The 25,762-nt window shown below is 57.2% G+C and carries 26 protein-coding genes; 13 read left to right on the top strand and 13 right to left on the bottom strand.

Going from position 1 to position 25,762, the window contains the following annotated elements; translation table 11 throughout:
• The first annotated feature begins 47 nt into the window (after positions 1-47).
• Positions 48-1,637 (top strand): PTS transporter subunit EIIC, encoded by a 1,590-nt coding sequence (locus ABU178_RS10640; RefSeq protein WP_397214594.1) that lies wholly within the window; start codon positions 48-50, stop codon positions 1,635-1,637.
• A gap of 192 nt (positions 1,638-1,829) precedes the next feature.
• Here ABU178_RS10640 and ABU178_RS10635 read toward each other — a convergent pair whose 3' ends face one another.
• Positions 1,830-2,036 carry a hypothetical protein gene (locus tag ABU178_RS10635; RefSeq protein ID WP_397214592.1) on the bottom strand — a complete coding sequence of 69 codons (207 nt, stop codon included), beginning with the start codon at positions 2,034-2,036 and terminating at the stop codon, positions 1,830-1,832.
• Positions 2,037-2,534: 498 nt separating this feature from the next.
• Positions 2,535-2,705 (bottom strand): hypothetical protein, encoded by a 171-nt coding sequence (locus ABU178_RS10630; RefSeq protein WP_397214590.1) that lies wholly within the window; start codon positions 2,703-2,705, stop codon positions 2,535-2,537.
• Positions 2,706-3,031: 326 nt separating this feature from the next.
• Between ABU178_RS10630 and ABU178_RS10625 the strand changes: the two genes are divergently transcribed.
• Positions 3,032-3,928, top strand: coding sequence for a LysR family transcriptional regulator (locus ABU178_RS10625; RefSeq protein ID WP_397215776.1), 897 nt, complete (start codon positions 3,032-3,034; stop codon positions 3,926-3,928).
• Here the strand turns inward: ABU178_RS10625 and ABU178_RS10620 are convergent.
• The 8 genes from ABU178_RS10620 to pspF all read right to left on the bottom strand — a co-directional run bounded on the left by ABU178_RS10620 (position 3,925) and on the right by pspF (position 12,757).
• Positions 3,925-5,064: a CMD domain-containing protein gene (locus ABU178_RS10620; RefSeq protein WP_397214588.1), complete on the bottom strand. Its 1,140-nt coding sequence runs from the start codon at positions 5,062-5,064 to the stop codon at positions 3,925-3,927. The two genes, ABU178_RS10625 and ABU178_RS10620, sit on opposite strands and share 4 nt — an antisense overlap.
• Positions 5,065-5,270: 206 nt before the next feature.
• The gene (gene fabI / locus ABU178_RS10615; RefSeq protein WP_397214586.1) at positions 5,271-6,059 is read right to left on the bottom strand and encodes an enoyl-ACP reductase FabI; all 789 of its coding nucleotides are present in this window, start codon (positions 6,057-6,059) and stop codon (positions 5,271-5,273) included.
• Between the two features lie 141 nt (positions 6,060-6,200).
• On the bottom strand, positions 6,201-7,004 hold the full coding sequence (gene sapF / locus ABU178_RS10610) for a putrescine export ABC transporter ATP-binding protein SapF (protein WP_397215774.1): 804 nt from the start codon (positions 7,002-7,004) through the stop codon (positions 6,201-6,203).
• A gap of 2 nt (positions 7,005-7,006) precedes the next feature.
• Entirely contained in the window at positions 7,007-8,002 is a 996-nt protein-coding gene (gene sapD, locus ABU178_RS10605; RefSeq protein ID WP_397214584.1) for a putrescine export ABC transporter ATP-binding protein SapD, read from the bottom strand.
• On the bottom strand, positions 8,002-8,892 hold the full coding sequence (gene sapC / locus ABU178_RS10600; RefSeq protein WP_397214582.1) for a putrescine export ABC transporter permease SapC: 891 nt from the start codon (positions 8,890-8,892) through the stop codon (positions 8,002-8,004). Before sapC ends, sapD begins: the two co-directional genes overlap by 1 nt.
• On the bottom strand, positions 8,879-9,844 hold the full coding sequence (gene sapB / locus ABU178_RS10595; protein ID WP_397214580.1) for a putrescine export ABC transporter permease SapB: 966 nt from the start codon (positions 9,842-9,844) through the stop codon (positions 8,879-8,881). Before sapB ends, sapC begins: the two co-directional genes overlap by 14 nt.
• Positions 9,841-11,469, bottom strand: coding sequence for an ABC transporter substrate-binding protein SapA (sapA, locus tag ABU178_RS10590; protein WP_397214578.1), 1,629 nt, complete (start codon positions 11,467-11,469; stop codon positions 9,841-9,843). Before sapA ends, sapB begins: the two co-directional genes overlap by 4 nt.
• A gap of 295 nt (positions 11,470-11,764) precedes the next feature.
• Positions 11,765-12,757: a phage shock protein operon transcriptional activator gene (gene pspF / locus ABU178_RS10585; protein ID WP_397214576.1), complete on the bottom strand. Its 993-nt coding sequence runs from the start codon at positions 12,755-12,757 to the stop codon at positions 11,765-11,767.
• A gap of 165 nt (positions 12,758-12,922) precedes the next feature.
• Between pspF and pspA the strand changes: the two genes are divergently transcribed.
• From pspA to tyrR, 7 genes are all read left to right on the top strand, one after another.
• A complete protein-coding gene (gene pspA, locus ABU178_RS10580; RefSeq protein WP_397214574.1) occupies positions 12,923-13,588 on the top strand; it encodes a phage shock protein PspA in 666 nt (221 codons plus the stop codon).
• 56 nt (positions 13,589-13,644) lie between these two features.
• Positions 13,645-13,869, top strand: coding sequence for an envelope stress response membrane protein PspB (gene pspB, locus ABU178_RS10575; protein ID WP_397214573.1), 225 nt, complete (start codon positions 13,645-13,647; stop codon positions 13,867-13,869).
• Positions 13,866-14,225 (top strand): envelope stress response membrane protein PspC, encoded by a 360-nt coding sequence (pspC, locus tag ABU178_RS10570; RefSeq protein ID WP_397214571.1) that lies wholly within the window; start codon positions 13,866-13,868, stop codon positions 14,223-14,225. Before pspB ends, pspC begins: the two co-directional genes overlap by 4 nt.
• 55 nt (positions 14,226-14,280) lie before the next feature.
• Positions 14,281-14,529 (top strand): phage shock protein PspD, encoded by a 249-nt coding sequence (gene pspD / locus ABU178_RS10565; RefSeq protein ID WP_397214568.1) that lies wholly within the window; start codon positions 14,281-14,283, stop codon positions 14,527-14,529.
• Complete coding sequence (locus ABU178_RS10560; protein WP_397214566.1) at positions 14,510-15,907, top strand: YcjX family protein; 1,398 nt, start codon at positions 14,510-14,512, stop codon at positions 15,905-15,907. The genes pspD and ABU178_RS10560 overlap by 20 nt, the downstream gene beginning before the upstream one ends.
• Complete coding sequence (locus ABU178_RS10555) at positions 15,904-16,983, top strand: YcjF family protein (protein WP_397214564.1); 1,080 nt, start codon at positions 15,904-15,906, stop codon at positions 16,981-16,983. The genes ABU178_RS10560 and ABU178_RS10555 overlap by 4 nt, the downstream gene beginning before the upstream one ends.
• Positions 16,984-17,194: 211 nt before the next feature.
• Complete coding sequence (tyrR, locus tag ABU178_RS10550) at positions 17,195-18,760, top strand: transcriptional regulator TyrR (RefSeq protein WP_397214562.1); 1,566 nt, start codon at positions 17,195-17,197, stop codon at positions 18,758-18,760.
• 58 nt (positions 18,761-18,818) lie between these two features.
• Here the strand turns inward: tyrR and tpx are convergent, their stop codons facing one another.
• Positions 18,819-19,322, bottom strand: a complete 504-nt coding sequence (gene tpx / locus ABU178_RS10545) for a thiol peroxidase (protein ID WP_397214560.1) — start codon at positions 19,320-19,322, stop codon at positions 18,819-18,821.
• Between the two features lie 144 nt (positions 19,323-19,466).
• On the opposite strand from tpx, the gene ycjG reads away from it, so the two are divergent.
• Positions 19,467-20,453 (top strand): L-Ala-D/L-Glu epimerase, encoded by a 987-nt coding sequence (gene ycjG / locus ABU178_RS10540; RefSeq protein WP_397214558.1) that lies wholly within the window; start codon positions 19,467-19,469, stop codon positions 20,451-20,453.
• Here ycjG and mpaA read toward each other — a convergent pair.
• Positions 20,428-21,135, bottom strand: coding sequence for a murein tripeptide amidase MpaA (gene mpaA / locus ABU178_RS10535; RefSeq protein WP_397214556.1), 708 nt, complete (start codon positions 21,133-21,135; stop codon positions 20,428-20,430). The genes ycjG and mpaA overlap by 26 nt on opposite strands.
• Positions 21,136-21,299: 164 nt before the next feature.
• On the opposite strand from mpaA, the gene ABU178_RS10530 reads away from it, so the two are divergent.
• The 3 genes from ABU178_RS10530 (at position 21,300) to ABU178_RS10520 (ending at position 24,479) form a co-directional block, all read left to right on the top strand.
• Positions 21,300-22,919 carry a peptide ABC transporter substrate-binding protein gene (locus ABU178_RS10530; RefSeq protein ID WP_397214554.1) on the top strand — a complete coding sequence of 540 codons (1,620 nt, stop codon included), beginning with the start codon at positions 21,300-21,302 and terminating at the stop codon, positions 22,917-22,919.
• Between the two features lie 118 nt (positions 22,920-23,037).
• Entirely contained in the window at positions 23,038-24,021 is a 984-nt protein-coding gene (gene zntB / locus ABU178_RS10525) for a zinc transporter ZntB (protein ID WP_397214552.1), read from the top strand.
• 320 nt (positions 24,022-24,341) lie between these two features.
• Entirely contained in the window at positions 24,342-24,479 is a 138-nt protein-coding gene (locus tag ABU178_RS10520; RefSeq protein ID WP_397214550.1) for a hypothetical protein, read from the top strand.
• A gap of 45 nt (positions 24,480-24,524) precedes the next feature.
• On the opposite strand, the gene ttcA is transcribed toward ABU178_RS10520, so the two are convergent.
• Positions 24,525-25,460, bottom strand: a complete 936-nt coding sequence (gene ttcA, locus ABU178_RS10515) for a tRNA 2-thiocytidine(32) synthetase TtcA (protein WP_397214548.1) — start codon at positions 25,458-25,460, stop codon at positions 24,525-24,527.
• Positions 25,461-25,762 lie beyond the last annotated feature (302 nt).

The following is a 25,762-nucleotide window of genomic DNA, read 5'->3' as shown; positions in this document are numbered from 1 at the left end:
GGAAGTGGCTAATACTTGCTCTTTCTCCTGAGTAGAAAGGCGCAACCATGAAAAATTTGGGCAGCCAGATTCATGCTTTCGGCAAAGCGTTAATGATGCCGATATCGGTGATAGCAGCGGCGGGTATTTTCCTTGGCCTTGCCGCTGCGATGCAGAACCCGGCGGTGACCGGCGATGCCTTTGCCGCTATGCAGGTGCCGCAGCTGATCATCGGCTTCATCCGTAAGGTGGCGGGCGCGCTTTTCGCCAACCTGCCGGTGTTTTTTGCCGTCGCCAGCGCCATCGGCCTCGCCAAAGCGGAAAAGCCCACGGCGGCGTTTGCGGCGGTGATTGGTTACATCGCCATGAACGTCGGCATCAGCGCCACGCTGGCGGCCAAAGGTCTCACGGCGGCGACCACCACGCCGGAAGCATTACAGCAGGCGGGCATGGATCAAACCGCGGCGATGATGACCTCGGCGGAATATATCGAAATGCTCGGCGTCTTTACCTACAACATGAGCGTGTTGGGCGGCGTGATTGCCGGGCTGCTGACGGTAGTGCTGCATAACCGTTTTTATACCCAGCAGCTGCCGACGGCGATCAGCTTTTTCGGCGGCAGACGCTTTGTGCCGATCGTGACGGTGGTGGTTCTGCCGCTGGTCGGGGTGCTGTTGGCGATGATCTGGCCGACGCTGGGCGCGGGCATCGCCTGGATCGGCGAGATGATCGGCAAAAGCGGCCAGTACGGCGCATTTCTGCTCGGCGCCTGCGAACGCCTGCTGATCCCCACCGGTTTGCACCATATCCTGAACGAAACCGTGCGTTTCACGCCGATTGGCGGCATCGCCACAGTGGACGGACAGACCATCGTCGGCGCGCTTACCATCTTCAATACTTCGCTTACCAACCCCGGCACCATTCCGGACGATACCGTGCGCGCCGCCACGCAGTTTCTGGCGCAGGGCAAGATACCGGTGATGATGTTTGGCCTGCCGGCGGCGGCGCTGGCGATCTATCACACCGCGCGTCCGGAGCATAAGCAGCGGGTAAAAGCGCTGGTGCTGGCTGGCGCGCTGACCTCCTTTACCACCGGGATTACCGAGCCGCTGGAGTTCTGTTTTATTTTCGTGTCGCCGGTGCTTTACGTGTTACATGCGCTGCTGACCGGCCTTTCGTTTATGTTGATGTCGATGTTGCATCTGATGATCGGCAACGTGCAGGGCGGGGTCATCGACCTTGTGGTGTTCGGCATACTGGGCGGCAGCAAAACCCACTGGTGGTGGACTTTGGCGCTGGGCGTCATCTACGCGCCGGTTTACTACTATGGGTTTACATTTGTCATCAGGCGCATGAATGTGGAAACGCCGGGCCGTGAATCGGACGAGGAACAAAAGCCTGCTGCGGTGGCTGCGGACGAGCGCACCAAGGTAATCATCAGCGGCCTTGGCGGTCAGGGCAATATTGAGGATATCGACTGCTGCTTCACACGCCTGCGCGTGCGCGTCAAAGATATGAATGAAGTGGTCGATCAGACGTTAATGACCACCGGCGCCAATGGCGTAAACCGCGTCAGCGACCATGATGTGCAGGTGATTTATGGTCCACAGGTGGAAAAAATCGCTAACGAGGTGAAGAGCGCGCTGGGTGTCGCCTGAGGTGAAACAGCCCTTTAGTCAAAAAATGCGGCTGTGTTAAACAACATTGCCGTGGTCGAGCTGAATAGCAGCGATATGACGACCTCTGTTTTCTAATGTTATTATCATCAATTATAAGCGGCCAGTATTACCGGGCAGAAAAATATAAAAACCCCAGCCTGAGTGTTCAGGCTGGGGCAAAAGGCGGTCTTATTACTGTGTTTCGACAATCTGCTGGAGCCAGACTAAATCATCTTCAAGACCAGCATCTTTCAATCGCTCAAAATAGGAGTGCTGTATCTCAGGCGGCACGTAGGTCAGTAACAGACCCAGCATACCTTTGGTTTTACATATTTCAAAAGCGGCTACTTCTAAAGACTCAAGATTAAAATTAACTTCATTAAGGCGTGCGATTTCCATTTTATTCTCCTTTCAGAGGAAGTCAGCCATTCCTCCTTTGCTGTGTGCGTCTGTATCCTGACTTCAGACTGGCTGAGTCTTCACCCTATCCCGATTTGTCTGCCAGAAACATCCTGATATTCGATCAGCATTGCCAGCCTCCGGTCCTTTTTTAACGCTTATTCAGCCTCATTTCACCTCACAGAAAATAGCAAACAGTGAGCCGGATCGTGTTTATTGCGGCGCCTGGGTTCCTTAGGAATGCTTTCAATGATATTGACGCACAAAATAACACCTGAAGTTATTTCCAGATATTTCACATCTCCCTGCGCCGTTTAAACCTGGAACACATAAAAAAATATCTTTTATTCAGCCTGTTTTAGCGTAACTTGCCGTTTCGCTTAATGTTATGTTGCTCACAGATTAGCGGGAAGAGGAGGGGGGAACAGGTTTATTTTAATACCATAATAAAAAAAACCGGCACAAGGCCGGCATGCGATTAGTGACGTCAGCGGGAGATCAGGATTGCGGCTGGCCGACCGGACCTGCGCCAAGCGTGCCACCGGGCGCCTGCTGGCCGCTGGGCGCATGCGGTCGGCCATCGTTGCCAACTGCTTCACTGCGATGCATACAGCCGGATAAAGCCACCAGCGCTACCAGCGCACAGATTCCTTTTGCGAAGTTTTTCATAGCGTTTCCCTTGGGTCAAAAGTTAAGTCGAGAACTTAAAGAATAGACAAAAGCGTCGTACCTGCCAGGAAAAAAGCCCGCCACTTCAATCTACTGAGACTCTTCTGCCGCTCATCGCCTGCTCAGCCGCAGACGGTCAGGGTACAGGGCTGTGGTATAATAGTTGGGCGCGTTTAAATTGACATCCGGGCAGCATTCTATAAACATTTACGCTTCACTAACAAACGATTGCCGCTACAGGTAAAATTTTGTTTGGCCCACACGGTAGTACATAATTTTTATGTTGCCGATTCTGAATAACCTTAAGTTATTGAAAGGTAACAAAAATAGACATCAAGCAACTTATCTATCTCTGTAATCTGGAACGCGAGCGCCATTTTGGCCGCGCGGCAGAGGCGAGTTTCGTCAGCCAGCCCACACTCTCGATGCGGCTGAAAAATCTGGAAGGGGAACTGGGACTTTCCCTGATCAATCGCAGCAACAACTTTGCCGGATTTACCCCCGAAGGTGAGCGCGTTCTGGCCTGGGCGCGCGAGATCGTTTCGGTCTACCAGGGCTTGAAACTGGAGGTAGAGTCCCTCAAGCACGGCGTTAATGGCACCCTGCGGCTGGGCGTTATGCCGCAGTGCAGCGTATCGCTGCCCGCACTGCTCAAGGCGGTAGAGTTTCGCTATCCGCAGCTCGATTACCGCATTTCCGTGCTGAGCGCCGATCAGCTTCTTGAGGCGCTTAACAGCCACACCGTTGATGTCGGCATCGGTTTTTTTGAGCTGGCCACGCTGCGTGAGCTGCATTTGCAGGCTTCTCTGCTGGCGGATCGCGGCGTCGAGGCGATATTTCATCCTGACCATTTTCCTCAACTGATGCAGGAAGAGCGCTTAACGCTGCGATCGCTGGCGACGCTGCCGCTCTGCCTGGCGGAGCCCACGCGCTACTTTCGTCGCTACCTGGACAGCGCGTTTCGCGAGGCGGAAATCGCGCCGCGGGTGATTGTGGAAAGCGCGTCGATTATGCAGCTGTTGCAAAGCGCGCAGGTGGGGTTGGGCATACTGGTGGGGCCGGTAGGGCATCTGCATCCGGAAACTTTACTGAGGCTGGAACAGCGTCAAATCCAGCTACCCGCGATGACGCGTCAGGCGGCGCTGGTGATTGCCGAAGCGGGCAGGGCAACGCCGCTGGCGCAGCACTTTTTTGACGAGGCGCGGCGCCACCTGCCGGGCTAAGGTTTTTCGCCCAGCGCGGAGAACAAACGATTATCCCAGTTTGCCAGCGCCACGCGTTGTATCAATGCAAACAGTGAGGCGGGCTGCCAGCCATGCTCTATCAGCGGCTGCAAATGTGCCGCGCTGAATTGTTCGGGCGAGCGGGTAAGCCGGGCGGCGAGGGCGATAACCGCGCCGGATTCAGCATCAGCGTTGGCTGCCGCCTCATCTACCCCAGCGATAAGCGTGTCTCGCGCTTTTCCCGGACAGGCCTGAAAACAACGCGCGCTGCCGTTAATGCGGGCGCTCACGGCCCGAGCCAGATCGTTAACCTCACTTTTCTCCCGATCGGCCAGCCGCTGATGCAGCGTGGCCCAACCGTAGAGCAGCTGCGCATCCTGCGCTAACAGCCAGACGGCGTCAGCAAGCTCAGGCATCAACTGGCAAAAGGTCACGGCCGAGAGCTGATCGGCGCTGGCGTAACGCAGCTCGACAGGATTGAGCGCCGGGCGCCAGCGCGGCGGCGCAACAAAAATTGCGGCATCAGCATCCGGCGGCGGCGCAGCACCAGGCAGCCAGCGCACCGGCAGACCCATCACCGCTTGTAAGCCTGCCACCACGCGCGCCTGATAGCTGACAAAGCCCACCACCTGATTCAGGGTAACGATATCCGGGGCGCTCAGTCCCACCGCATCCAGCGCCGTTAGCGCCGACGGGGTAATCAGCTCCGGCTGCATAGCCAGCTGACGCGCATACTGAGTGATCTGCGTCAGGCGGTTATTGCTTTCGCGCGACGAGTCGGGGCCTGGCAGCGGATTCAGCCGCGCCGCATAGTGATTACACAGGCGCTGCACGCCAGCAACCTGCGCCACCGTCAGCGCGGTGCTGAGGCGATCGTAAAGAGTCAGAGTATGGGTTAAATCGGTGGTCAGGGCGTCGGGAAACAGCAGCTGGCTCAAATCGCGTGCGGCCAGCAGCGCGGGCTGGAAAGCGGCAAGCAGGGATTCTGGCGCGGCGCTGTGCTGATGCAAACCGAGCAGAAAGCGATCTTCCAGATCCGCTGCGTCGGGCACCAGCGGCGCGGCCTGGCTGGTTCGCGGACTGGCCTGGCTTTCATAGAACCAGTGGTTATGGCCGGGATAGCGGCGTTGTTCCATGGTTATTCCTTTTGCTAATGGCGGACCCGACGCAGGCAGAAAAAATCTGAAAAGCGACCAGAGCCGAAGGGCTAGCCTATCGTCGCCGAAGGTCTGTCCGGGGCAAAAGATTGATCGGTGATAATTAATAGCGTTGAGCTATAACGGCAGAAACGGGGCGGGAAAGCAGAAAAGAGAAGGGCGAGCCAGGCTCGCCCAAAAGAAACTTATTTCAGTTCCAGTTCATTCATTGCAGCGATGCTGAAGCCGCCGTCAACGTGAACCACTTCGCCGGTGATGCCACCCGCGAGGTCAGAAACCAGGAAGGCAGCGGAGTTGCCCACGTCTTCGATGGTTACGGTGCGGCGAATCGGGGTAACCGCTTCGCAGTGCGCCAGCATCTTACGGAAATCTTTGATGCCGGAAGCAGCCAGGGTACGGATCGGACCGGCAGAGACGGCATTGACGCGCACGCCTTCCGGACCCATGGCGTTAGCCATATAACGTACGTTGGCTTCCAGCGACGCTTTTGCCAGGCCCATCACGTTATAGTTCGGGATCGCGCGCTCGGCACCCAGATAAGAGAGGGTCAGCAGGCCCGCGCCCGGATTCAGCATAGCGCGGCACGCTTTCGCCATCGCGACGAAGCTGTAAGCGCTGATGTCGTGCGCGATTTTGAAACCTTCACGGGTAACGGCGTTAACGTAGTCGCCGTCCAGCTGGTCGCCCGGAGCGAAACCGATGGAGTGAACGAAACCGTCAAATTTTGGCCAGGTTTTTGCCAGCTCAGCAAAAAGGGCAGTAATGCTTTCGTCTTCCGCCACATCGCAAGGCAGAACAATGTCGGAACCCAATTCTTTAGCAAACTCTTCCACACGACCTTTTAATTTGTCGTTCTGGTAGGTGAAAGCCAGCTCTGCGCCCTGCTTGTGCATCGCCTGTGCAATACCCCAGGCGATGGAGAGTTTACTGGCAACGCCAGTAATCAGAATGCGCTTACCGGAAAGAAAACCCATAGCTGTAATCCTTATGGTCACTGTTGTTGGCGGTCGCCATGGTTAAAAAAAGAGCGACCGACGTTAATAGACGGGCGATTCTAACACGTCTCTGCGGAATCAGGTAAACCACGCCGCGAATTCCGCCGTACAGTACGCAAATCATCCGTCAATGCGCCAGGCTTCGGCGGTCAGCGCTTCGCCAAAATGGCTGGCGATCAGGCGTTTGGTCAGATCGTGCAGCGGCGAGGCGAGCACGTCAGCCGTGCCGCCGCGCTCCACCACTTCGCCCTGATGCATCACGATCACCTGATCGCTAACGTGCTTCATCATGCCGATATGCTGAGTAACATAAATATAGGCGATCCCGTGCTTTTCCTGCAGTTCCAGCATCAGGTTTACCAGCTGCGAACGCATGGTCATATCCAGCGAAGCCAGGGCTTCGTCGGCAATAATCACCTTGGGTTGCAGGATCAGCGCGCGCGCCAGGCCGAGGCGCTGTTTCTGTCCGGGAGCCAGCATATGGGGATAGTAACCGGCGTGATCGCGCAGCAGACCGACCTGGCGCAGCGTGGCGATGATGCGCTTCTCGCGCGCGTGCGCATCAAGATCGGTATTCAGGCGCAGCGGGAAATCGAGGATTTGGCTGATGCGCTGGCGCGGGTTCAGCGACGTCGAGGGATCCTGAAAAATCATACGGATACGCTGGCTGCGGTAGCTGTAATCGCCAAAGCTGAGCGGGTGATTATCAATGATGATTTTGCCGGCGGAAGGTTCTGTCATGCCGCTGAGCATTTTCGCCAGGGTTGACTTGCCCGAGCCGTTTTCGCCGATGATCGCCAGTGTCTGCTTTTCGCGCAGGGTAAAACTCACATCCCGCACCGCCTCGACATGCTGTCGACGAAACAGCCCGGTGCGGTAACGGAAGGTTTTACTCAGGTTGCGTACTTCCAGCAAAGTTTCCATGTTCACTTGCTCTCCATATTCAGCGGGAAGTGACAGGCGAACAGGTGCGATTTGCCGCCGTCGAGGCGCGGGGTCTCCACGCACTTGCGCTGTGCATAGGGGCAGCGAGGGCCGAGACGGCAGCCAATAGGCAGATGCTCAAGCGAAGGAATGGCGCCAGAAAGCGTATTGAGACGGCTTTTGTGCGGCAGCGCGCGACCGAAGTCGGGCATGGCGCGGATCAGCGCCTGGGTATAAGGATGATGTGGCATGGTCATCAGCTCTTCGCTGTGCGCTACCTCCACCGTCTGGCCGCAATACATCACGTTAATGCGTTCTGCCCAGTGACTCAGGGTACGCAGGTCATGGCTGATCAGCAAAATCGTGGTGTTGTTGTTTTGATTGAGACGGCTCAGCAGGCGAAAAATCTGCGCCTGGGTGGTCGGTTCCATGGCGTTGGTCGGCTCATCGGCAATCAGCAAGCGCGGCTGGTTCGCCAGCGCGATGGCGATCATCACTTTTTGGCACTCACCTTCGGTGAGTTCGTACGGGAAGCTGCGCATAATGTCTTTATGATCTTTGATGCCGACGCGATGCAGCAGCTCAATGGCGCGCGCTTTACGCCAGAACCAGAGACGACGATACCAGCGTCCTTTTACGGTCCAGCCGGGGATCGCCTGCATCAGCTGACGTCCGATATTTTCCGAAGGATCGAGACAGGACTGCGGCTCCTGAAAAATCATCGAGATATGGTGACCAATGATACGGCGACGCTCACGCGGCGACAGACGCAGCAGGTCGATGTCGTTGAAGCGCATACGGTCAGCGGTGACGCGCCAGTTGTCTTTGGTGACGCCGCAAATCGCTTTCGCCACCAGGCTTTTGCCCGATCCCGACTCGCCCACCAGACCGCGAAATTCCCCTTCCGCCAGCGTGAGATTAACACGGTCTACCGCTTTAACCGGGCCGTCGGCGGTCATAAACTCTATGGTCAGATTACGGATATCAAGTAACGGCATTATTCTACTCCCGCTTCGATGGCCCGTCGGATGCCATCGCCCAGCAGGTTAACAATTAATACGCTGACCATCAGCGCAGCGCCCGGCAACATTACGGTCCAGGGCGCCACATAGATCAGCTCCAGCGAGTCACCCAGCATCGCGCCCCATTCCGGCGAGGGGAGCTGAGCGCCCAGGTCGAGAAACCCAAGGGCGGCGATATCCAGGATCGCCATCGACAGGGCGCGGGTAAGCTCGCTGATCAATAAAGGCAGTACATTAGGCAGTATGGTATACCAGAGAATATTGGCATTGCTGGCGCCGTCAAGACGTGCCGCCACCACATACTCTTTTTTCAGCTCGTCATGCACCGCGCTGTAAATAGCGCGAACCAGACGCGGCATCAGCGCCAGCCAGACCGCCAGCAGCGCATGCTCCAGACGCGGGCCTAAAAAGGCCACCACGATGATCGCCAGCAGCAGCGAGGGAAGAGAGAGCAGCGTATCCAGTACGTGGTTCATTACTGCGGAACGCAGGCCATGGGTGATCCCGGCCAGCACGCCGAGCACCAACGCGCAGATCGCAGCAAAAATCGTTACCAGAATCGCCGATCCGACAGTGGGCATCACGCCGCTCAGCAGGCGGCTCAACACATCGCGGCCAAGATCGTCAGTACCGAGAAAGAACGAGACATCGCCGTAATGCGACCAGGAAGGCGGCAACAGCTGGTAGCCGAGAAACTGTTGATCGATGCCATAAGGCGCCAGCAGTCCGCCAAACAGGCAGAGAAACAGCAGCGCGCCAAAGCCATACAGGCCAATCATCGCCTGAGCGTCGTGGTAAAACTGTCGCCAGGTTCGACGAAACGCGCCAGGCAGCCGCTTCTCGTCGTAAATATTATCGGAGGGCATACCACTCCTTATGCTTCAGCGGATTCATCATCGCACCAAGGATATCTGAAAAAACATTCACCAGAATCACCAGCCCGCCGACCACCATCACGCCAGCGGAGATCGCGGCGTAATCCTGCTGGCGAATGGCGCTGATCAGCCAGCGGCCCAGCCCTGGCCAGTTAAATACCACTTCCGTGATCATCGCCAGCGTCAGCATGGTGGAAAATTGCAGGCCGAGGCGCGGGATAACCGGCGGCAGGGCGTTATGCAGCACATGACGGCGAATCACCGTAAAGCGCGAAAGACCGCGCGTGGCGGCGGCTTTGACATAATTTTGATCCATCACCTCGCTGGTGCTGTTACGCAGCAGGCGGACCACTTCGGTAGTGGGTGCCACCGCCAGCGCAATCACTGGCAGAATCATATGGCTGAGGGCGCTGATCAACATCTCATGACGCCAGGGGGAGGGGCTCATCCAGGCATCGATCAGGGCAAAGCCGGTAATGTTTTTCACCGGATAAAGCAGATCGAACCGGCCGGAAACCGGCAGCCAGCCCAGCGTCAGCGAGAAAAACAGGGTAAACAGCAGCGCCAGCCAGAACACCGGCATGGAGAAGCCGAGCAGCGCCAGTCCGCTGATCGCCTTATCCTGCCATTTATTACGCATCACCCCCGCGCAGATGCCGAGGGGGATCCCCAGCAGCAGCGCCAGCACAAAGGCCAACACGCAAAGCTCCAGCGTGGCGGGAAAAACTTCGCGCAGCTGGAGGCCAATCGCCTGCCCGTTGGTGCTGGAGATGCCGAAATCGAGCTGCAACAGGCCCTTAAACCAGAACCACCAGGCATCCAGCAGCGACGCGCCCTGCAACGGCGCGTGGGGAGTAAAGTAGCTCAGACTGAAGCTCACCAGCGAAAGCAGAAACAGGGTGATCAGCAGCAGCAGCAGGCGGCGCAGAATATAGATAATCATGGTTGCGTCTCCTCACTCTCATCGCGGTAGACGCCAGCAAACGAGGCGTTGCCAAAGGGACTCAGCACCAGGCCTTTAATATCATGCCGGTAGGCCTGCAGGCGCAGCGATGAGGCGAGCGGCAGCACCGGCAGCTCCTGCGCCAGAATCTGCTGGGCCCGATCGTAATTGTCGATACGCGCCGCCAGCTGCTGCGACAGCAGCGCTTTTTGCAGCACCTCGTCGAAGGCGGGGGAACACCAGTGTGCATAGTTAGTTTGCGAGTTGATGGCGGCACAGCTCAGCAGCGGACGGAAAAAGCTGTCAGGATCGTTGCTGTCGGTGGCCCAACCGGCAAGCGTTAAATCGTTATCCATCGCCATCAGCTGTGCTTCCTGAAAACGCCCTTCTACCGACACAATGGTTACCTTGACGCCGATCTGCGCCAGATCGGCCTGTATCAGCTCGGCGGTTTTCAGCGGACTGGGATTCCAGGATTGCGATGCTGAGGGCACCACCAGATTCAGGTGGAGATTTTTCACACCGAGCGCCTTTAACCGTTCGCGCGCGCGGCGCGGATCGTATTCAGTCACACGGGCGTCGCTGTCATAGGCCCAGGAGGCGCGCGGCAGCACCGAGGCCGCGGTTTCGGCGGTGCCGTAATAAATCGACTCCATCAGGCGTTCATTATTAATCGCCAGCGCCAGCGCGTGGCGCACCTCAGGGCGATCGAGCGGCGCCTTACGCGTATTAAACGCCAGATAGGCGATGTTCATGCCGGGACGCAGCGTCATGCGCAGGCGCGGATCGTCGCGCAGAATAGTGAGCTGACTGGCTGCCGGGTAGGCCAGCACATCACACTCGCCAGTTAACAGCTTGGATAAACGACCGGTGCCGCCTGCGCCCATATCGATCACCACCTGTTGCAGGCGCGGCACGCCTCGCCAGTAGCGTGGATTGCGCGCCAGGCGAATATACTGTCCGGCGCGATACTCGCTCAGCTGAAACGGGCCGGTGCCCACGGGCACGCGATCCATCTGCTCCTGTTTGCCTGCGGCGCTGAGCTGGTCGGCGTACTCTTTTGATAGCACCGGCGCGTAATGGGTCGCGAGGTGCCATAGAAAGGAGGCGTCAGGGCTGTTGAGACGAATCTCCACCGTATCGTTGTTCAGCTTTTTCACGCTCTGCACCGAGTCGGCAAACTGCAGGCTGTCAAAATAGGGATAGCTGCCGCCGTTGACGTTATGCCAGGGATGATGACGGTCAAACATACGGGCGAAGCTGAATACCACATCATCCGCATTCATGCTGCGCGTAGGGGTAAACCAGTTGGTGTGCTGAAATGTCACCTGATGACGCAAATGAAAACGGTAGGTGGCACCGTTATCACGCACCTCCCAGCTTTTCGCCAACTCCGGCATCAGGCGATAAGTATAGGGATCGACATCCAGCAAACGGTCATAAAGCTGTGCGGCGAGGGTATCCACCGTCAGGCCGCTGCTTGCCATCTGCGGATTAAAAGTATTCATCACACCGTTGACGCAGTAGACGAAACCGCTCTGGCGGATATCGCTGACAGGCGCAGACCAGGCAGGCGCACTCAAAACGCTGAGAGCAAGCAACAGCGCGGGGATTAATTTTGACATAGAACTCAACGATTCTCGGGCAATAGGCAGAGTGTATCGCAAAGGTGGCGCTGACCCAAAATCTGCCGCGTTAATCATGGTTTTTCTGTTGAGGCGCGGCGCTTAGCCGTCAGGATAATCCCACCTTCTGTGTGGAAATGAGAAAAATTCTCAATAACCTCTTTACAGATGATAATAAGAATGATTATTATTCATTTGCGCTTCGACGGTGGCTCTACCGAAGAAGAGCACGACATTGCTCACATTGCTTCCAGTATTCTTGCCCGCTACCAGCGGGCTTTTTTTTGTCCCGGCTTCAGCGCTCCGCCTGGATATCATGCTTTTTCAGCATCGCTCGCAGCTGGTGATAGGTCACGCCAAGCAGACCGGCGGCGCGGCGCTGATTATATTTCGCCTGTTGCAGGCTACGCTCTACCAGTTCACGTTCCTGCTGGTTTTGCCATGCACGCAGGTCGATCGGCAGCGCGGGCAGGGCGTGGTGCGCTGGCGTGTCGGACGCCTCCGGCACGGACTCGCGAGGAGAAAAGGGGTTAACGATAATGTTTTCCAGCTCCTCTTCGCTGCTGTGGTGACGATAGACCGAGCGCTCAACCACGTTCTTCAGTTCGCGCACGTTGCCCGGCCAGTGATAGTCCAGCAGCGTGCGCTCCGCCTGCGGCGTGAAGCCGGGAAAAAGCGGCAGTCCCAGCTCGCGGCACATCTGAATGGCGAAATGGTTAGCCATCACCAGAATGTCGCTGCGTCGTTCTCGCAGCGGCGGTAGCTGCACCACGTCAAACGCCAGACGATCCAGCAGATCGGCGCGAAACTGGCCCGCAGCGGCCAGCGCCGGCAGATTTTCATTGGTCGCGCACACCAGGCGCACATTAACCTGTAAGGACTGATTGCCCCCGACGCGCTCCAGCTGGCCGTATTCAATCACGCGCAGTAGTTTTTCCTGCACCAGCATCGGCGCCGTCGCCAGCTCGTCGAGAAACAGCGTTCCGCCGTCGGCGCGCTCAAAGCGGCCCAGATGGCGTTTTTGCGCGCCGGTAAAGGCGCCGGCTTCGTGACCGAACAGCTCTGAGTCGAGCAGGTTTTCATTCAGCGCTGCGCAGTTCAGCGAGATAAAGGGTCCTTGCCAGCGATCGGAGAGATAGTGCAGACGGCTGGCGATCAGCTCTTTCCCAGTGCCGCGCTCGCCGACCACCAGCACCGGCTTCTCCAGCGGCGCCAGTTTTGATACCTGCTCAAGCACTTCAAGAAAGTTATTGGATTCGCCCAACAGATTTTCGTTACTACCCGCCATGATGAATTTCACTATCAGTTAATCAATTTCACTACCTTACGCGACCAGAGTGAACCTGTAAAATTTAAAAGTTATTAAAAAACAAATAGATAAAAGTTGGCATGGCAATTGAATAGGCTATACCGCGCCTGGCGCAATAACCATTACATCAAGAGGAACATCATTATGGGTATTTTTTCTCGTTTCGCCGATATCGTGAACGCTAATATTAATTCGCTGCTGGAGCGTGCAGAAGATCCGCAGAAACTGGTACGCCTGATGATTCAGGAAATGGAAGACACCCTGGTCGAAGTTCGCTCGACCTCTGCCCGCGCGCTGGCAGAAAAGAAACAGCTGCTGCGCCGTATCGAGCAGGCGGACATTCAGCAGGCCGAATGGCAGGAAAAAGCGGAGCTGGCGCTGCGCAGAGATAAAGACGATCTGGCCCGCTCGGCGCTGATTGAAAAACAGAAGCTGACCGATCTGATCGCCGCTTTGCAGCAGGAAGCGACCCAGGTTGAAGAGACGCTGGAACGTATGAAAGGCGAAATCGGTGAGCTGGAGAAAAAGCTGAGCGAAACCCGCGCGCGCCAGCAGGCGCTGACGCTGCGTCATCAGGCCGCTTCTTCATCACGCGATGTGCGTCGTCAGCTCGACAGCGGCAAGATTGATGAAGCGATGGCGCGTTTCGAGTCGTTCGAACGTCGCATTGACCATATGGAAGCTGAGGCGGAAAGCCAGCGTTTCGGTAAGCCGAAAGGTCTGGATCAGCAGTTTGCCGAACTGAAGGCGGATGATGAGATCAGCGAGCAGCTGGCCGCGCTGAAAGCGAAAATGAATCGCGACGAATAAGCAATTGGGCCCTGCGCCCAATTGTCATGCGACCAATTAATGATTAAGGAGAGTCGATGAGCGCACTTTTTCTGGCCATACCTTTGACGATTTTTGTGCTGTTTGTGGCGCCGATCTGGTTATGGCTGCATTACAGCAAACGCAACGGCGGCGCAGAGCTGTCGTCGGGCGAGATACAGCGTCTGCAACAGCTGACGCAGGATGCGCGCCGCATGCGTGAACGCATCGAAGCGCTGGAAGCGATTCTGGATGCCGAGCATCCGCACTGGAGGCAGCCATGAGCAGCATGACCTTTAAGGGCCGTAAGCTCTGGCGCCTGCCTGAACAGGGCAAACTGATGGGCGTCTGCGCCGGTCTGGCCGAATACCTTGATATTCCGGTGCGGCTGATCCGCGTTATCGTGGTGCTGTCGCTGTTTCTCGGCCTGTTTATGTTTACCGTTATCGCCTACCTGTTTCTGGGCTTCGTCCTTGACGTGAAACCGGCAAACGCCCCCGACCAGCGCGTCCCCAGCGCGGCGGAGTTGCTGGACCAGCTGGATGAGGCGCTGAACCGTGACGAAAAAAGCGTGCGTGATATTGAGCGTTACGTCACGTCAGAAACCTTTAGCGTCCGCAGTCGCTTCCGTCAGCTCTGAGCCTGACGCACGGCCCGGTAACGGGCCTTTATTTTTACTGTTTCCGGAGGTCACCATGTCCTTGCAGGCACAATCCACATTTCGCCGCCGTGCGGCTCCCGCGTTGAAGTCGGCGGCGAAATTCATCATTATCAGTGCTGTCACCTACGGTCCCGCTGGTATTGCCGGTTGGGCAGTTAAATCTGTGGCGCGCCGACCGTTACGTATTCTCCTTTCGCTGGCTCTGGAACCGCTGCTGGCAAAAGTGATGAAGCGCATTTCGGCGCGCTTCATCAGGGAGAACGATGAAAAGACTGCAAGATGAACTGATCTCACTGGTCAACCGCGGCGTTGACCGTCATCTCCGCCTGGCGGTCACCGGACTGAGCCGCAGCGGAAAAACCGCCTTTATCACCTCGCTGGTTAACCAGCTGCTCACCGTCCACAACGGCGCACGGCTGCCGCTGTTCTCCGTGGTACGCGAAGAGCGGCTGCTGGGGGTGAAGCGCGTGCCGCAGCGCGATATGGGCATTCAGCGCTTTACCTATGATGAAGGGCTGGCGCAGCTCTACGGCTCGCCGCCCGGCTGGCCGACCCCGACGCGCGGCGTCAGCGAAATGCGGCTGGCGCTACGTTATCGCGCCAGTGATTCGCTGCTGCGCCACTTCAAAGAAACGTCCACCCTTTATCTTGAAATCGTCGATTACCCCGGTGAATGGCTGCTTGATCTGCCGATGCTGGCGCAGGATTACTTCGCCTGGTCGCGGCAGATGAACGCGCTGTTGCAGGGCGATCGCGCTGAATGGGCAAAACCCTGGCGCGCGCTTTGTGCCGGACTCGATCCCCTTGCGCCGGCGGATGAGAATCGTCTGGCGCAAATTGCCGCCGCCTGGACCGATTATCTGCATCAGTGTAAAGCGCAGGGGCTGCATTTTATTCAGCCTGGCCGATTTGTGCTGCCGGGAGATATGGCGGGCGCGCCTGCGTTGCAATTCTTTCCCTGGCCTGACCTGGATGACGCCAGCGCAACCCGGCTGGCGCAGGCGGATAAAGGCAGCAACTTCGGCATGTTGCAGGCGCGCTTCAACTACTACTGCCAGCATGTGGTGAAAGGCTTTTATAAAAATCATTTTCTGCGCTTCGATCGGCAAATCGTGCTGGTGGACTGTCTGCAGCCGCTGAACAGCGGGCCGCAGGCGTTCAACGATATGCGTCTGGCGCTGACGCAGCTGATGCAAAGTTTTCACTATGGGCAGCGCACGCTGTTTCGCCGTCTCTTTTCCCCGGTCATTGATAAGCTGCTGTTTGCCGCCACCAAGGCCGATCATGTTACCGCCGATCAGCATGCCAATCTGGTTTCGCTGCTGCAACAGCTGGTGCAGGACGCCTGGCAAAACGCCGCCTTTGAGGGCATTAACATGGATTGCCTGGGTCTGGCTTCGGTGCAGGCCACCGAAAGCGGTCTGGTGGATCATCGGGGCGAGAAAATGCCGGCGCTGCGCGGACATCGTCTCAGCGACGGCGAAGCGCTGACCTTTTATCCGGGCGAGGTGCCGCCGCGTCTGCCGGGAAACGCGTTCTGGCAGCAGCAGGGGTTTCAGTTTGAAGCGTTCCGGCCAAAGCCGCTCGATGTGGACCGACCGCTGCCGCACATTCGTATGGATGCGGCGCTGGAATTTTTACTGGGAGATAAATTGCGATGAACGACGAGTCACCGCTCAAACCGAGAATTGATTTTGCCGAGCCGCTGGGTCCGCAGCCAGAAATGCCGCTGCGTCCGGCACACGTTTTTGACGCTGAAAGCGAGGCGCGCTTTCTGGCACAGCAGGCTGACGAGGCGCAGCCGCAGGAGGAGGGCGCCGGTGAGCGCGCGGTGGAAGCGGCGCTGCGGCCAAAGCGCAGCCTGTGGCGCAAAATGGTGGGCGTCGGGCTGGGGTTGTTTGGCGTCAGCGTTGTGGCGCAGGGGGCGCAGCGGCTGCATGATGCCTGGCTAACCCGTGACTGGATCGCGCTGGGTGGCGGCGTTGCCGCTGGCCTGATTGTGGCGGCGGGCGTGGGTTCGCTGGCAGGCGAATGGCGTCGTCTCTGGCGTCTGCGGCAGCGCGCGGAAGAGCGTGATGTGGGCCGCGAGCTGCTGAACAGTCACGGCATCGGCAAAGGGCGCGCTTTTTGCGAGAAGCTGGCGCAGCAGGCTGGCCTGGATCAGGGCCATCCGGCGCTCCAGCGTTGGCACGCCGCGTTGCATGAAACCCATAACGATCGCGAAATCGTCGCGCTTTATGCGCAGCTGGTTCAGCCGGTGCTGGATCGCCAGGCGCGACGGGAAATCAGCCGTCATGCGGCGGAATCCACGCTGATGATCGCCGTCAGTCCGCTGGCGCTGGTGGATATGGCGTTTATCGCCTGGCGCAATCTGCGGCTGGTCAATCGTATCGCCGCGATTTACGGCATTGAGCTGGGCTACTTTAGCCGCATCCGCCTGTTTCGTCTGGTGCTGCTGAATATGGCCTTTGCTGGCGCCTCGGAGCTGGTGCGGGAAGTGGGCATGGACTGGATGTCGCAGGATATCGCCGCCCGGCTCTCTGCGCGCGCCGCGCAGGGCATCGGCGCCGGGTTGCTCACTGCGCGTCTCGGCATCAAAGCGATGGAGCTTTGTCGGCCGCTTCCCTGGCTGAAGGATGACAAGCCGCGCCTCGGCGATTTCCGACGCGAGCTGCTTGGCCAGCTAAAAGAAGCGCTGCAAAAAGGCGGTGTAAAGCCCGATCAACAGGCTAAATAGTGCCGCTTCGCTCACCGTTCAGGCTGCTTACCGCCTGAATGGTGATATTATCAACTCATTAAACCTGTTTGTCCGGGATTATCTTCCGTGCTTCCGCTACACTTCCTGCATCGCCTGCGTAATACTGTCAACATTTCATGACACAATGCTTCTGAGGCGACGCAAGTTAGCGTATTATCACTGAATTCTGAACCTGATTAAGGCCATCGCAATGCGTTTGGAAGTTTTTTGCCAGGACCGTATCGGTCTGGCGCGCGAGCTGCTCGACCTGCTGGTCGCGCGCAATATCGATCTGCGCGGCATTGAGATTGCGGCGCTCGGACGCATCTATCTCAACTTTTCTTCACTGGAATTTGAACAGTTCAGCAATCTGATGGCGGAAATACGCCGTACGCCAGGCGTCACCGACGTGCGCACCGTCGCCTATCTGCCTTCGGAGCGCGAGCACCGGGCGCTAAGCGCGTTGCTGGTGGCGATGCCGGAGCCGGTTTTTTCCATCGATCTGAAAAGCAAAGTGGAGCTGGCCAACCCGGCGGCGCAAAACCTGTTTAGCCTCGACGAACAGAAAATGCGTAATCATAGCGCGGGCAGCTTAATCAGCGGCTTCAATTTTATCCGCTGGCTGGAGAGCGAACATGTTGATGCACAGGCGCAGCATGTGGTGATTAATGGACGTGATTTCCTGATGGAAGCGCGTCCCATCTACCTGGCGGCGGATGAAGAGCAGGGCGACCAGCCGGTCGGCGCGATGGTGATGCTGAAATCCACTGCGCGCATGGGCCAGCAGCTGCAAAACCTCACCGTCACCGACGATTCCGAATTCGAGCATATCGTCGCGGTCAGCCCAAAAATGCGTCAGGTACTGGATCAGGCACGCAAGCTGGCGATGCATGACGCGCCGCTGCTGATTGTGGGCGATACCGGCACCGGCAAAGATATGCTGGCGCGCGCCTGTCATTTGCGCAGCGCGCGCGGCAAAAAACCGTTTCTGGCGCTGAACTGCGCCTCTCTGCCAGACGACGTCGCCGAAAGCGAACTTTTTGGTCACGCAGCCGGCGCCTATCCCAACGCGCTGGAAGGCAAAAAAGGCTTTTTTGAACAAGCGAACGGCGGCTCGGTGTTGCTGGATGAGATTGGCGAGATGTCGCCGCGCATGCAGACCAAACTGCTGCGCTTTCTCAACGACGGCACCTTCCGTCGCGTCGGGGAAGAGCATGAAGTGCATGTAGATGTGCGCGTGATCTGCGCTACGCAGAAAAACCTGGTTGAACTGGTGCAGCGCGGCGAGTTTCGCGAGGATCTCTTTTATCGCCTCAACGTGCTGACGCTGAACCTGCCGCCGCTGCGCGAACGTCCGCAGGATATCCTGCCGCTGACGGAGATGTTCGTGGCGCGCTTTGCGGATGAGCAGGGCGTGCCGCGCCCGCGCCTGGCGCCGCAGCTCAATGCTTTTCTGACGCGCTACAGCTGGCCCGGCAACGTGCGCCAGCTGAAAAATGCGCTCTATCGCGCGCTGACGCAGCTGGAAGGCTATGAGCTGCGCCCGCAGGATATCGTGTTGCCTGAGCAGACGCTGGATGTCTCACTGGGGGATGAAGCGATGGAAGGTTCGCTGGACGAAATCACCAGCCGCTTTGAGCGTTCGGTGCTCACAAGGCTCTATCTCTCCTATCCCAGCACGCGCAAGCTGGCGAAACGCCTCGGCGTTTCACATACGGCGATCGCGAATAAGCTACGGGAATATGGCCTGAGCCAGAAAAAAGCGGAAAAACAATAACGCGAGGCGTTAACCTCGCGTTTTAGCGTAAAAGCGGATAACCGGGTTATCCGCTTTTTTATTTCAGCGCAGCCAGCGCCGCATCGTAATCCGGCTCGTCAGTGATTTCATTTACCAGCTGGCTGTAGATCACTTTATCTTGCTCATCCAGCACCACAACCGCACGCGCGGTGAGCCCCTGCAGAGCGCCATCGGCGATTTCCACGCCGTAATCCTGTTTGAAGTTGCCGCCGCGCAGGGTAGAAAGCGTCACGACATTGTTCAAACCGTCGCTGCCGCAAAAACGCGACTGAGCAAACGGCAGATCGGCGGAGATGCACAGCACCACCGCGTTATTCATTTCGCCCGCCAGTTGGTTGAACTTACGTACGGACGCGGCGCAAACGCCGGTATCAACGCTCGGGAAAATGTTCAAAACCTTACGTTTTCCTGCATACTCAGAAAGGGAGGTATTCGCCAGATCTTGCGCAACCAGAGAAAACGGTTTTGCCTGGTCGCCTGCTTGCGGAAGCTGGCCCGCAACCGAAACGGGATTACCTTTAAAGTGTACTGTCTGAGACATAGGTGTTCCTTTTATCGTGATAATAACCTGACGACGCTTGCCGCCAGTGCAAGTGTAAGCGCCATTATATGACATATTTCATTGCGATAAGGTTATGAAATCTTACCTGCCGCAACGAATTCGCCTTTTCAACAAGGAGTTACTATGAGAAGGGTTAAAAGTTATCCCGAAGCCTGGCCGTTGCATTCCCCCTTTGTTATTGCGCGCGGCAGTCGAAACGAAGCCAGCGTAGTCGTGGTGGAAGTGGAGGAAGCGGGGCTGAAAGGCGTCGGCGAAGGCACCCCCTACGCCCGCTATGGCGAAAGCGAGGCGTCAGTGTTGGCCCAGATAGCCTCGGTGTTGCCAGCGCTCCAGCAGGGCATGACGCGCGAAGCGCTACAACTGGCACTGCCGGCAGGGGCGGCGCGCAACGCGATTGATTGTGCGCTCTGGGATCTGGCCGCGCAGCAGCAACAGCAAACCCTCTGGCAGCAAACCGCCACGCGGATGCCCGCGCAGATTATCACTGCGCAAACCGTAAGCATCGATACCCCGGAAGCGATGGCCAGCAGCGCCCTCGCACTGTGGGAGAATGGCGCGACCCTGTTGAAAATCAAGCTGGACGATACCTTTATCACCGAAAGGCTGATGGCTATCCGCGCGGCGGTGCCCGAGGCGACGCTGATCGTTGACGCCAATGAGTCCTGGCAGCAGGAGGGGCTGGCGGCGCGCTGCCAGCTGCTGGCCGATCTGCGCGTCGCCATGTTGGAGCAGCCTCTGCCGGCGCAGCAGGATGAGATGTTGGCGAACTTCGTCCATCCGTTGCCGATCTGCGCCGATGAAAGCTGCCATACGCGTGAAAGCCTGCCGGCGCTCAAGGGGCGCTACGATATGGTTAACATCAAGCTGGATAAAACCGGCGGACTGACCGAGGCGCTGGCGCTGGCCGATGCTGCATGCGCCGCGGGCTTTGGTTTGATGCTGGGCTGTATGCTCTGCACGTCCCGCGCCATCCAGTCGGCTTTGCCGCTGGCGCCACGGGCGCGCTTCGCCGATCTTGACGGACCCACGTGGCTGGCGGTAGATGTTGAACCTGCGGTGCCGTTTTCCTGCGGCGTTATCCGGCTTACGCCTGCCAGCGCAGCAGGTTGACCATCGCGTCGAGGTAACGTTCTGTTGCCTCATCCACGGAGATCACCGGCATTTCCGCTGTAATGCAGGGCAGGCTCAAATCGTTGCACCAGCTGCCGAAAGAGCCGGGGGTGGCGTAACCCACGCTGCTCACCAGCGGTAAAGCGGTCTGCTCTGCCAGCCAGTGTCCGAGCGGGCTGGCGTGAGGATCTTCAATGCAGCCCAGCGGTTCATGCCAGGAGACGATCCACTGCGGCTTCAGCTGATGGATTAGCGCGCACAGCGCGGCGGTTTCCGCTTCGGATGCGGGATGCGTGCCGGTGGAGAGCAGTACATCGCGCTCTGCGGCCATGCTATTCCAGCGGTACACCGTGTCGCCTGCCTGCCAGTTGGCCGCCGGGAAATTGCGGTTGAGATCAACGCCTCTTGCATTGGCACGCAGGCCGAGCTGGCAGCCGTCGGGATTGACCGCCAGCACCACATGATGGCGGCGCAGGTTCGCTGGTAATGCGCGCATCGCCGCGGAAAGGGTAGCGACGGCCGCATTCTCATCGCCATGGGTACCGGCAAGGATCAGACCGCTCTCCCGATCCGCCTGCGGCGCAGGAAACCAGAGCAGAGGCGCGCCCAGCTGCGACGTTCCATAGGTTTGCCAGGCGGCATCAAGTTTGCCGCGCAGCGCGCGCGGTTGTAACAGTGACATAAGCTCATCCTTTGTAGCGTTTTCGCTAAAGCTAGCGGAAAACCGCGTCACAGAAAATAGCTATTTATCGATCAAGAATTTGCGCTAAAGTGCCGAAGAGATTTGGCATATCAGCCGCCGTAAATGCCAGACGCCATGCCGACATTTGGGATTGAGGATAGCTCATGAAGAGAAGTTTTCGCGTTACGCTGTGCGCGCTGCTGATTGCCAGCGCCGTCGCGCCCGCTTTTGCAGCAGAAGTTCCCCCCGGCGCGCAGCTGGCCGCTAAGCAGGAAATTGTCCGACATATTAAAGATGAACCCGCCTCGCTCGATCCCGTCAAAGCGGTTGGCCTGCCGGAAATTCAGGTTATCCGCGATCTGTTCGAAGGGCTGACCAATCAGGATGCCAAAGGCAACATTGTGCCCGGCGTGGCGCAAAGCTGGAGCAGCAGCGATAACAAAAGCTGGATTTTCACTCTGCGTAACAACGCGCGCTGGTCAAATGGCGAGCCGGTCACGGCGCAAGATTTTGTCTACAGCTGGCAGCGGCTGGTGGATCCGAAAAACAGTTCTCCCTTTGCCTGGTTTGCCGCCCTCAGCGGCATGCAAAACGCGGATGCGATCGTCAAAGGCGAGATGAGCCCGGATAAGCTCGGCGTCAGCGCGCAGGATGCCACTCATCTCATCGTGACCTTAACGCGTCCGGTGCCTTATTTCCCCAGCCTGGCGGCGAATTTCGCCCTTTACCCGGTGTCGCAAAAAGTGATCGAGCAGAAGGGCGCTGACTGGGTCAAAGCGGGAAACCTGGTGGGCAATGGCGCCTATCAATTACAGGATCGGGTAGTTAACGAGAAAATCGTGCTGGTGCGCAACAAGCATTACTGGGATGACGCCCACTCCGTGCTAAACAAAGTGACCTTTATTCCCATCAATGAGGAGTCGAGCGCCACTAAACGCTACCGCGCAGGGGATATCGATATCACTGAATCCTTCCCGAAACAGATGTATGGCCTGCTGAAAAAGAGCCTGCCTGGCCAGGTGTACACGCCCGATCAGCTTGGCACCTATTATTACGCTTTCAACACGCTTAAGGGGCCGACGGCGGATGCGCGCGTGCGCAGGGCGCTCTCCTGGAGCATCGACCGTCATATTATTGCGGAGAAGGTGCTGGGCACCGGTGAAAAACCGGCATGGCACTTTACGCCGGACGTAACGGCAGGTTTCAGGCCGCAGCCTTCGTTTCTACAGCAGCACTCCCAGCAGGAGCTGAACGCACAGGCGAAGATGATGCTGGCCGCTGCGGGCTATGGGCCGGATAAGCCGCTACACCTGACGCTGCTCTATAACACCTCGGAAAATCATCAAAAGATTGCAATAGCGGTCGCCTCGATGTGGAAAAAGAACCTGGGCGCGCAGGTAACGCTGCAAAATCAGGAGTGGAAAACCTACATCGACAGCCGCAACAGCGGAAATTTTGACGTTATCCGCGCCTCCTGGGTCGGCGATTACAACGAGCCTTCGACCTTCCTCAGCCTGCTCACCCACAGCCACAGCGGGAATATTGCTAAATTTAACAACAATGAATATGACGCGGTGCTGGCGAAGGCAAGCATGGAAACCAGCGACGAGGCGCGTCAGAGGGATTATAACCGCGCCGAGCAGATTATCGCCGCTGAAGCGCCGATTGCGCCCATCTACCAGTACACCAATGGTCGCCTGATTAAGCCGTGGGTAAAAGGCTATCCCATTACCAATCCGGAAGATGTCGCCTACAGCCGCGAGCTGTGGATCGAGAAACACTAAAGCATAGCGGCCTGCTGTTCCGGGCCGCTGTCCGTCATTTTTGCTCACAGCCTGCCGATTGCAACGCTTTGCGACCACGTTAAACTGTACTGATTATGTTGCTATCTGAGGCGAGTTTGTGAAGGTAATTGAAGGTAAAGCGCTGCAAATTTCCGATGCCATTATTGCCTGCCAGCTGGACGGAAAGGGCGGAGTGGTTCCCATCGAAGATAAAGATGCGATTCACTGCGAGCGACCCTGCTGGCTGCATCTCAACTACACCCATCAACAAAGCGCCGAATGGCTACAGTCAACGCCGCTGATCCCTGACGCGGTGCGCGACGCGCTGGCCGGCGACAGCATGCGTCCGCGTGTTACCCGCCTGGGCGATGGTTTTATGATTGTGCTGCGCAGCGTCAATCACAACAGCGATTCCCGGCCGGATCAGCTGGTGGCGATGCGGGTGTTTATCAACGACAAGCTGATCGTCTCAACGCGCCGTCGCAAGGTGTACGCAGTTGATGAAGTGCTGACCGAGTTGCAGAACAGCAACGGGCCGGTGGATTGTGGCAGCTGGCTGGTGGATCTCTGCGATACCTTAACCGATCACGCCAGTGAATTTATCGAAGAGCTGCACGATAAAATTATCGAGCTGGAGGATACGCTGCTCGATCAACGGGTGCCCCCGCGCGGGGAGCTGGCGCTGCTGCGCAAGCAGCTGATTGTGATGCGCCGCTATATGGCGCCGCAGCGCGACGTCTATTCGCGTCTTGCCAGCGAAAAACTTACCTGGATGGATGATGACGAGCGCCGCCGGATGCAGGAAATTTCAGACCGGCTGGGGCGCGGCCTCGACGACCTTGACGCTGGCGTGGCGCGTACCGCTGTGCTCTCCGACGAGATCGCATCGGTAATGGCGGAGGCAATGAACCGCCGTACCTATACCATGTCGCTGCTGGCGATGGTGTTTCTGCCTACCACTTTTCTCACCGGGCTATTTGGCGTTAACCTCGGCGGCATTCCCGGCGGGGAGTGGCGTTACGGCTTCAGCGTGTTTTGCCTGCTGTTGGTTGTGCTGGTAGTAGGGGTGGCGTGGTGGCTGAAGCGACGCAGATGGCTGTGAGCGCGCCGGAAAGTAAGTAAAGGTTAAGATTAGTTTAAATGACTGTTAATAAAGAAGAATTTTTGCAGAAAACAGAAAAAAAGCTGATCGAAATCAATATAAGCCCACCGCAAAAGGGGCAAACTCTCTCTCGCAGGTGAATGCAACGTCAAGCGATGGGCGTTGCGCTCCAAATTGTCTTACTTCCTTTTTTTGAATTACTGCATAGCACATTTAATTCGTACGACGCCGACACACTGTGTCGGCTTTTTTTTGTCGGTTTGCCTGTGCTGTCGATTCTTTTCTATGCTTAAGAGACATTCAGTGAAAAGGAGAACGGCATGACAATGATAACTGCAAGCGATCCGATACCTACCGATCCACCGCCGATTCCCGAACCCATTCCGCAACCGCAGCCGCAGCCCGATCCGCCCCCGGACACCATACCGATTGGCGATCCTCCACCGAACCGGATGTAAAAAAGCGCGCTCTGTCTGGCAGAGCGCGCTTTCACTTTAACACCATTATTTTATTTGTAAGACGTCGAGACGCGCGCTGAAATCGGGCGCGTCTTCATCTTCTGCGCGCCACCCCGCAGGCTGAACCGGCAGCGTTTCACGGTCAAAAGCGAGATCGCCGCCGTCAATCACCGTATCGCCATGCTGAATGCGTTTGAAATCAAACAGGTTGATATCGGCAAGATGCGAAGGCACAACGTTTTGCATTGCGCTGAACATCGTCTCAATACGGCCCGGATAGCGTTTATCCCAGTCACGCAGCATATCGGCGATCACCTGGCGTTGCAGGTTAGGCTGCGAGCCGCACAGGTTGCAGGGGATAATCGGGAACTGACGCGCTTCCGAAAAGCGGATGATGTCCTTTTCGCGGCAGTAGGCTAGCGGACGAATCACAATATGCTTACCGTCGTCACTCATCAGTTTCGGCGGCATGCCCTTCATTTTGCCGCCGTAAAACATATTCAAAAACAGCGTCTGAAGAATATCGTCACGGTGATGGCCGAGCGCAATTTTCGTACAGCCCAGCTCGCTGGCGGTGCGGTAAAGGATGCCGCGACGCAGGCGTGAACAGAGTGAGCAGGTGGTTTTGCCTTCCGGGATCTTCTCTTTAACGATGGAGTAGGTATCTTCTTCGACGATCTTGTACTCCACGCCGAGCGACTCGAGATACTGCGGCAGGATATGTTCGGGAAAGCCCGGCTGTTTCTGGTCGAGGTTCACCGCCACCAGCGAGAAGTTAACCGGCGCGCTTTGCTGCAGATTGCGCAGAATCTCCAACATGGTATAGCTGTCTTTGCCGCCGGAAAGGCAGACCATGATGCGGTCACCTTCTTCAATCATATTGAAATCGGCAATCGCTTCGCCCACGTTGCGGCGTAAACGCTTCTGAAGCTTGTTCAGGTTGTACTGCTCTTTTTTTGTATTTTCTTGATTTTGCTGCATTATATTCTTGCCTGACATAAAGGAGGGGCACCAGAGAAACAGGGTTGCACGACCTGCTCTCCGGTTACAGCGTTCCGCACCCACGACGATGCTGAGTATGGTACGGATTGCAGCGCCGAAAGCCAGTGCCTTTTTGCCATGAAACCCCGGAGCGTCAGGGAGCAGAGCAAGGATTCAAAACAAAAAAATGCCTGGATATGAAAAATATAAGCTCTTTTGCTCTACCGAAGCAGGGAGGTTAATTATTAGCTTGGATATTATTCATAATATATGAAGAGTTCGCTGTTGCTGGAAAGTATTAA

The sequence above is a fragment of the Pantoea osteomyelitidis genome (genome assembly GCF_044342975.1).
Taxonomy (GTDB): Bacteria; Pseudomonadota; Gammaproteobacteria; order Enterobacterales; family Enterobacteriaceae; genus Pantoea; species Pantoea osteomyelitidis.
Note: the sequence above shows the minus strand (reverse complement) of the source record. Positions and strands in the feature narration are given on the sequence as shown.

Coding starts and splice junctions, on each gene's coding strand:
- ABU178_RS10560 (WP_397214566.1), top strand. CDS start 14,510: ATGAAAAGACTGCAAGATGAACTGATCTCACTGGTCAACCGCGGCGTT.
- pspD (WP_397214568.1), top strand. CDS start 14,281: ATGTCCTTGCAGGCACAATCCACATTTCGCCGCCGTGCGGCTCCCGCG.
- ABU178_RS10620 (WP_397214588.1), bottom strand. CDS start 5,064: ATGGAACAACGCCGCTATCCCGGCCATAACCACTGGTTCTATGAAAGC.
- ABU178_RS10635 (WP_397214592.1), bottom strand. CDS start 2,036: ATGGAAATCGCACGCCTTAATGAAGTTAATTTTAATCTTGAGTCTTTA.
- fabI (WP_397214586.1), bottom strand. CDS start 6,059: ATGGGTTTTCTTTCCGGTAAGCGCATTCTGATTACTGGCGTTGCCAGT.
- sapB (WP_397214580.1), bottom strand. CDS start 9,844: ATGATTATCTATATTCTGCGCCGCCTGCTGCTGCTGCTGATCACCCTG.
- ABU178_RS10640 (WP_397214594.1), top strand. CDS start 48: ATGAAAAATTTGGGCAGCCAGATTCATGCTTTCGGCAAAGCGTTAATG.
- tyrR (WP_397214562.1), top strand. CDS start 17,195: ATGCGTTTGGAAGTTTTTTGCCAGGACCGTATCGGTCTGGCGCGCGAG.
- ABU178_RS10555 (WP_397214564.1), top strand. CDS start 15,904: ATGAACGACGAGTCACCGCTCAAACCGAGAATTGATTTTGCCGAGCCG.
- ABU178_RS10520 (WP_397214550.1), top strand. CDS start 24,342: ATGACAATGATAACTGCAAGCGATCCGATACCTACCGATCCACCGCCG.
- ttcA (WP_397214548.1), bottom strand. CDS start 25,460: ATGCAGCAAAATCAAGAAAATACAAAAAAAGAGCAGTACAACCTGAAC.
- sapD (WP_397214584.1), bottom strand. CDS start 8,002: ATGCCGTTACTTGATATCCGTAATCTGACCATAGAGTTTATGACCGCC.
- ABU178_RS10530 (WP_397214554.1), top strand. CDS start 21,300: ATGAAGAGAAGTTTTCGCGTTACGCTGTGCGCGCTGCTGATTGCCAGC.
- pspA (WP_397214574.1), top strand. CDS start 12,923: ATGGGTATTTTTTCTCGTTTCGCCGATATCGTGAACGCTAATATTAAT.
- ycjG (WP_397214558.1), top strand. CDS start 19,467: ATGAGAAGGGTTAAAAGTTATCCCGAAGCCTGGCCGTTGCATTCCCCC.
- pspB (WP_397214573.1), top strand. CDS start 13,645: ATGAGCGCACTTTTTCTGGCCATACCTTTGACGATTTTTGTGCTGTTT.
- tpx (WP_397214560.1), bottom strand. CDS start 19,322: ATGTCTCAGACAGTACACTTTAAAGGTAATCCCGTTTCGGTTGCGGGC.
- sapF (WP_397215774.1), bottom strand. CDS start 7,004: ATGGAAACTTTGCTGGAAGTACGCAACCTGAGTAAAACCTTCCGTTAC.
- pspF (WP_397214576.1), bottom strand. CDS start 12,757: ATGGCGGGTAGTAACGAAAATCTGTTGGGCGAATCCAATAACTTTCTT.
- pspC (WP_397214571.1), top strand. CDS start 13,866: ATGAGCAGCATGACCTTTAAGGGCCGTAAGCTCTGGCGCCTGCCTGAA.
- sapA (WP_397214578.1), bottom strand. CDS start 11,469: ATGTCAAAATTAATCCCCGCGCTGTTGCTTGCTCTCAGCGTTTTGAGT.
- sapC (WP_397214582.1), bottom strand. CDS start 8,892: ATGCCCTCCGATAATATTTACGACGAGAAGCGGCTGCCTGGCGCGTTT.
- ABU178_RS10630 (WP_397214590.1), bottom strand. CDS start 2,705: ATGAAAAACTTCGCAAAAGGAATCTGTGCGCTGGTAGCGCTGGTGGCT.
- mpaA (WP_397214556.1), bottom strand. CDS start 21,135: ATGTCACTGTTACAACCGCGCGCGCTGCGCGGCAAACTTGATGCCGCC.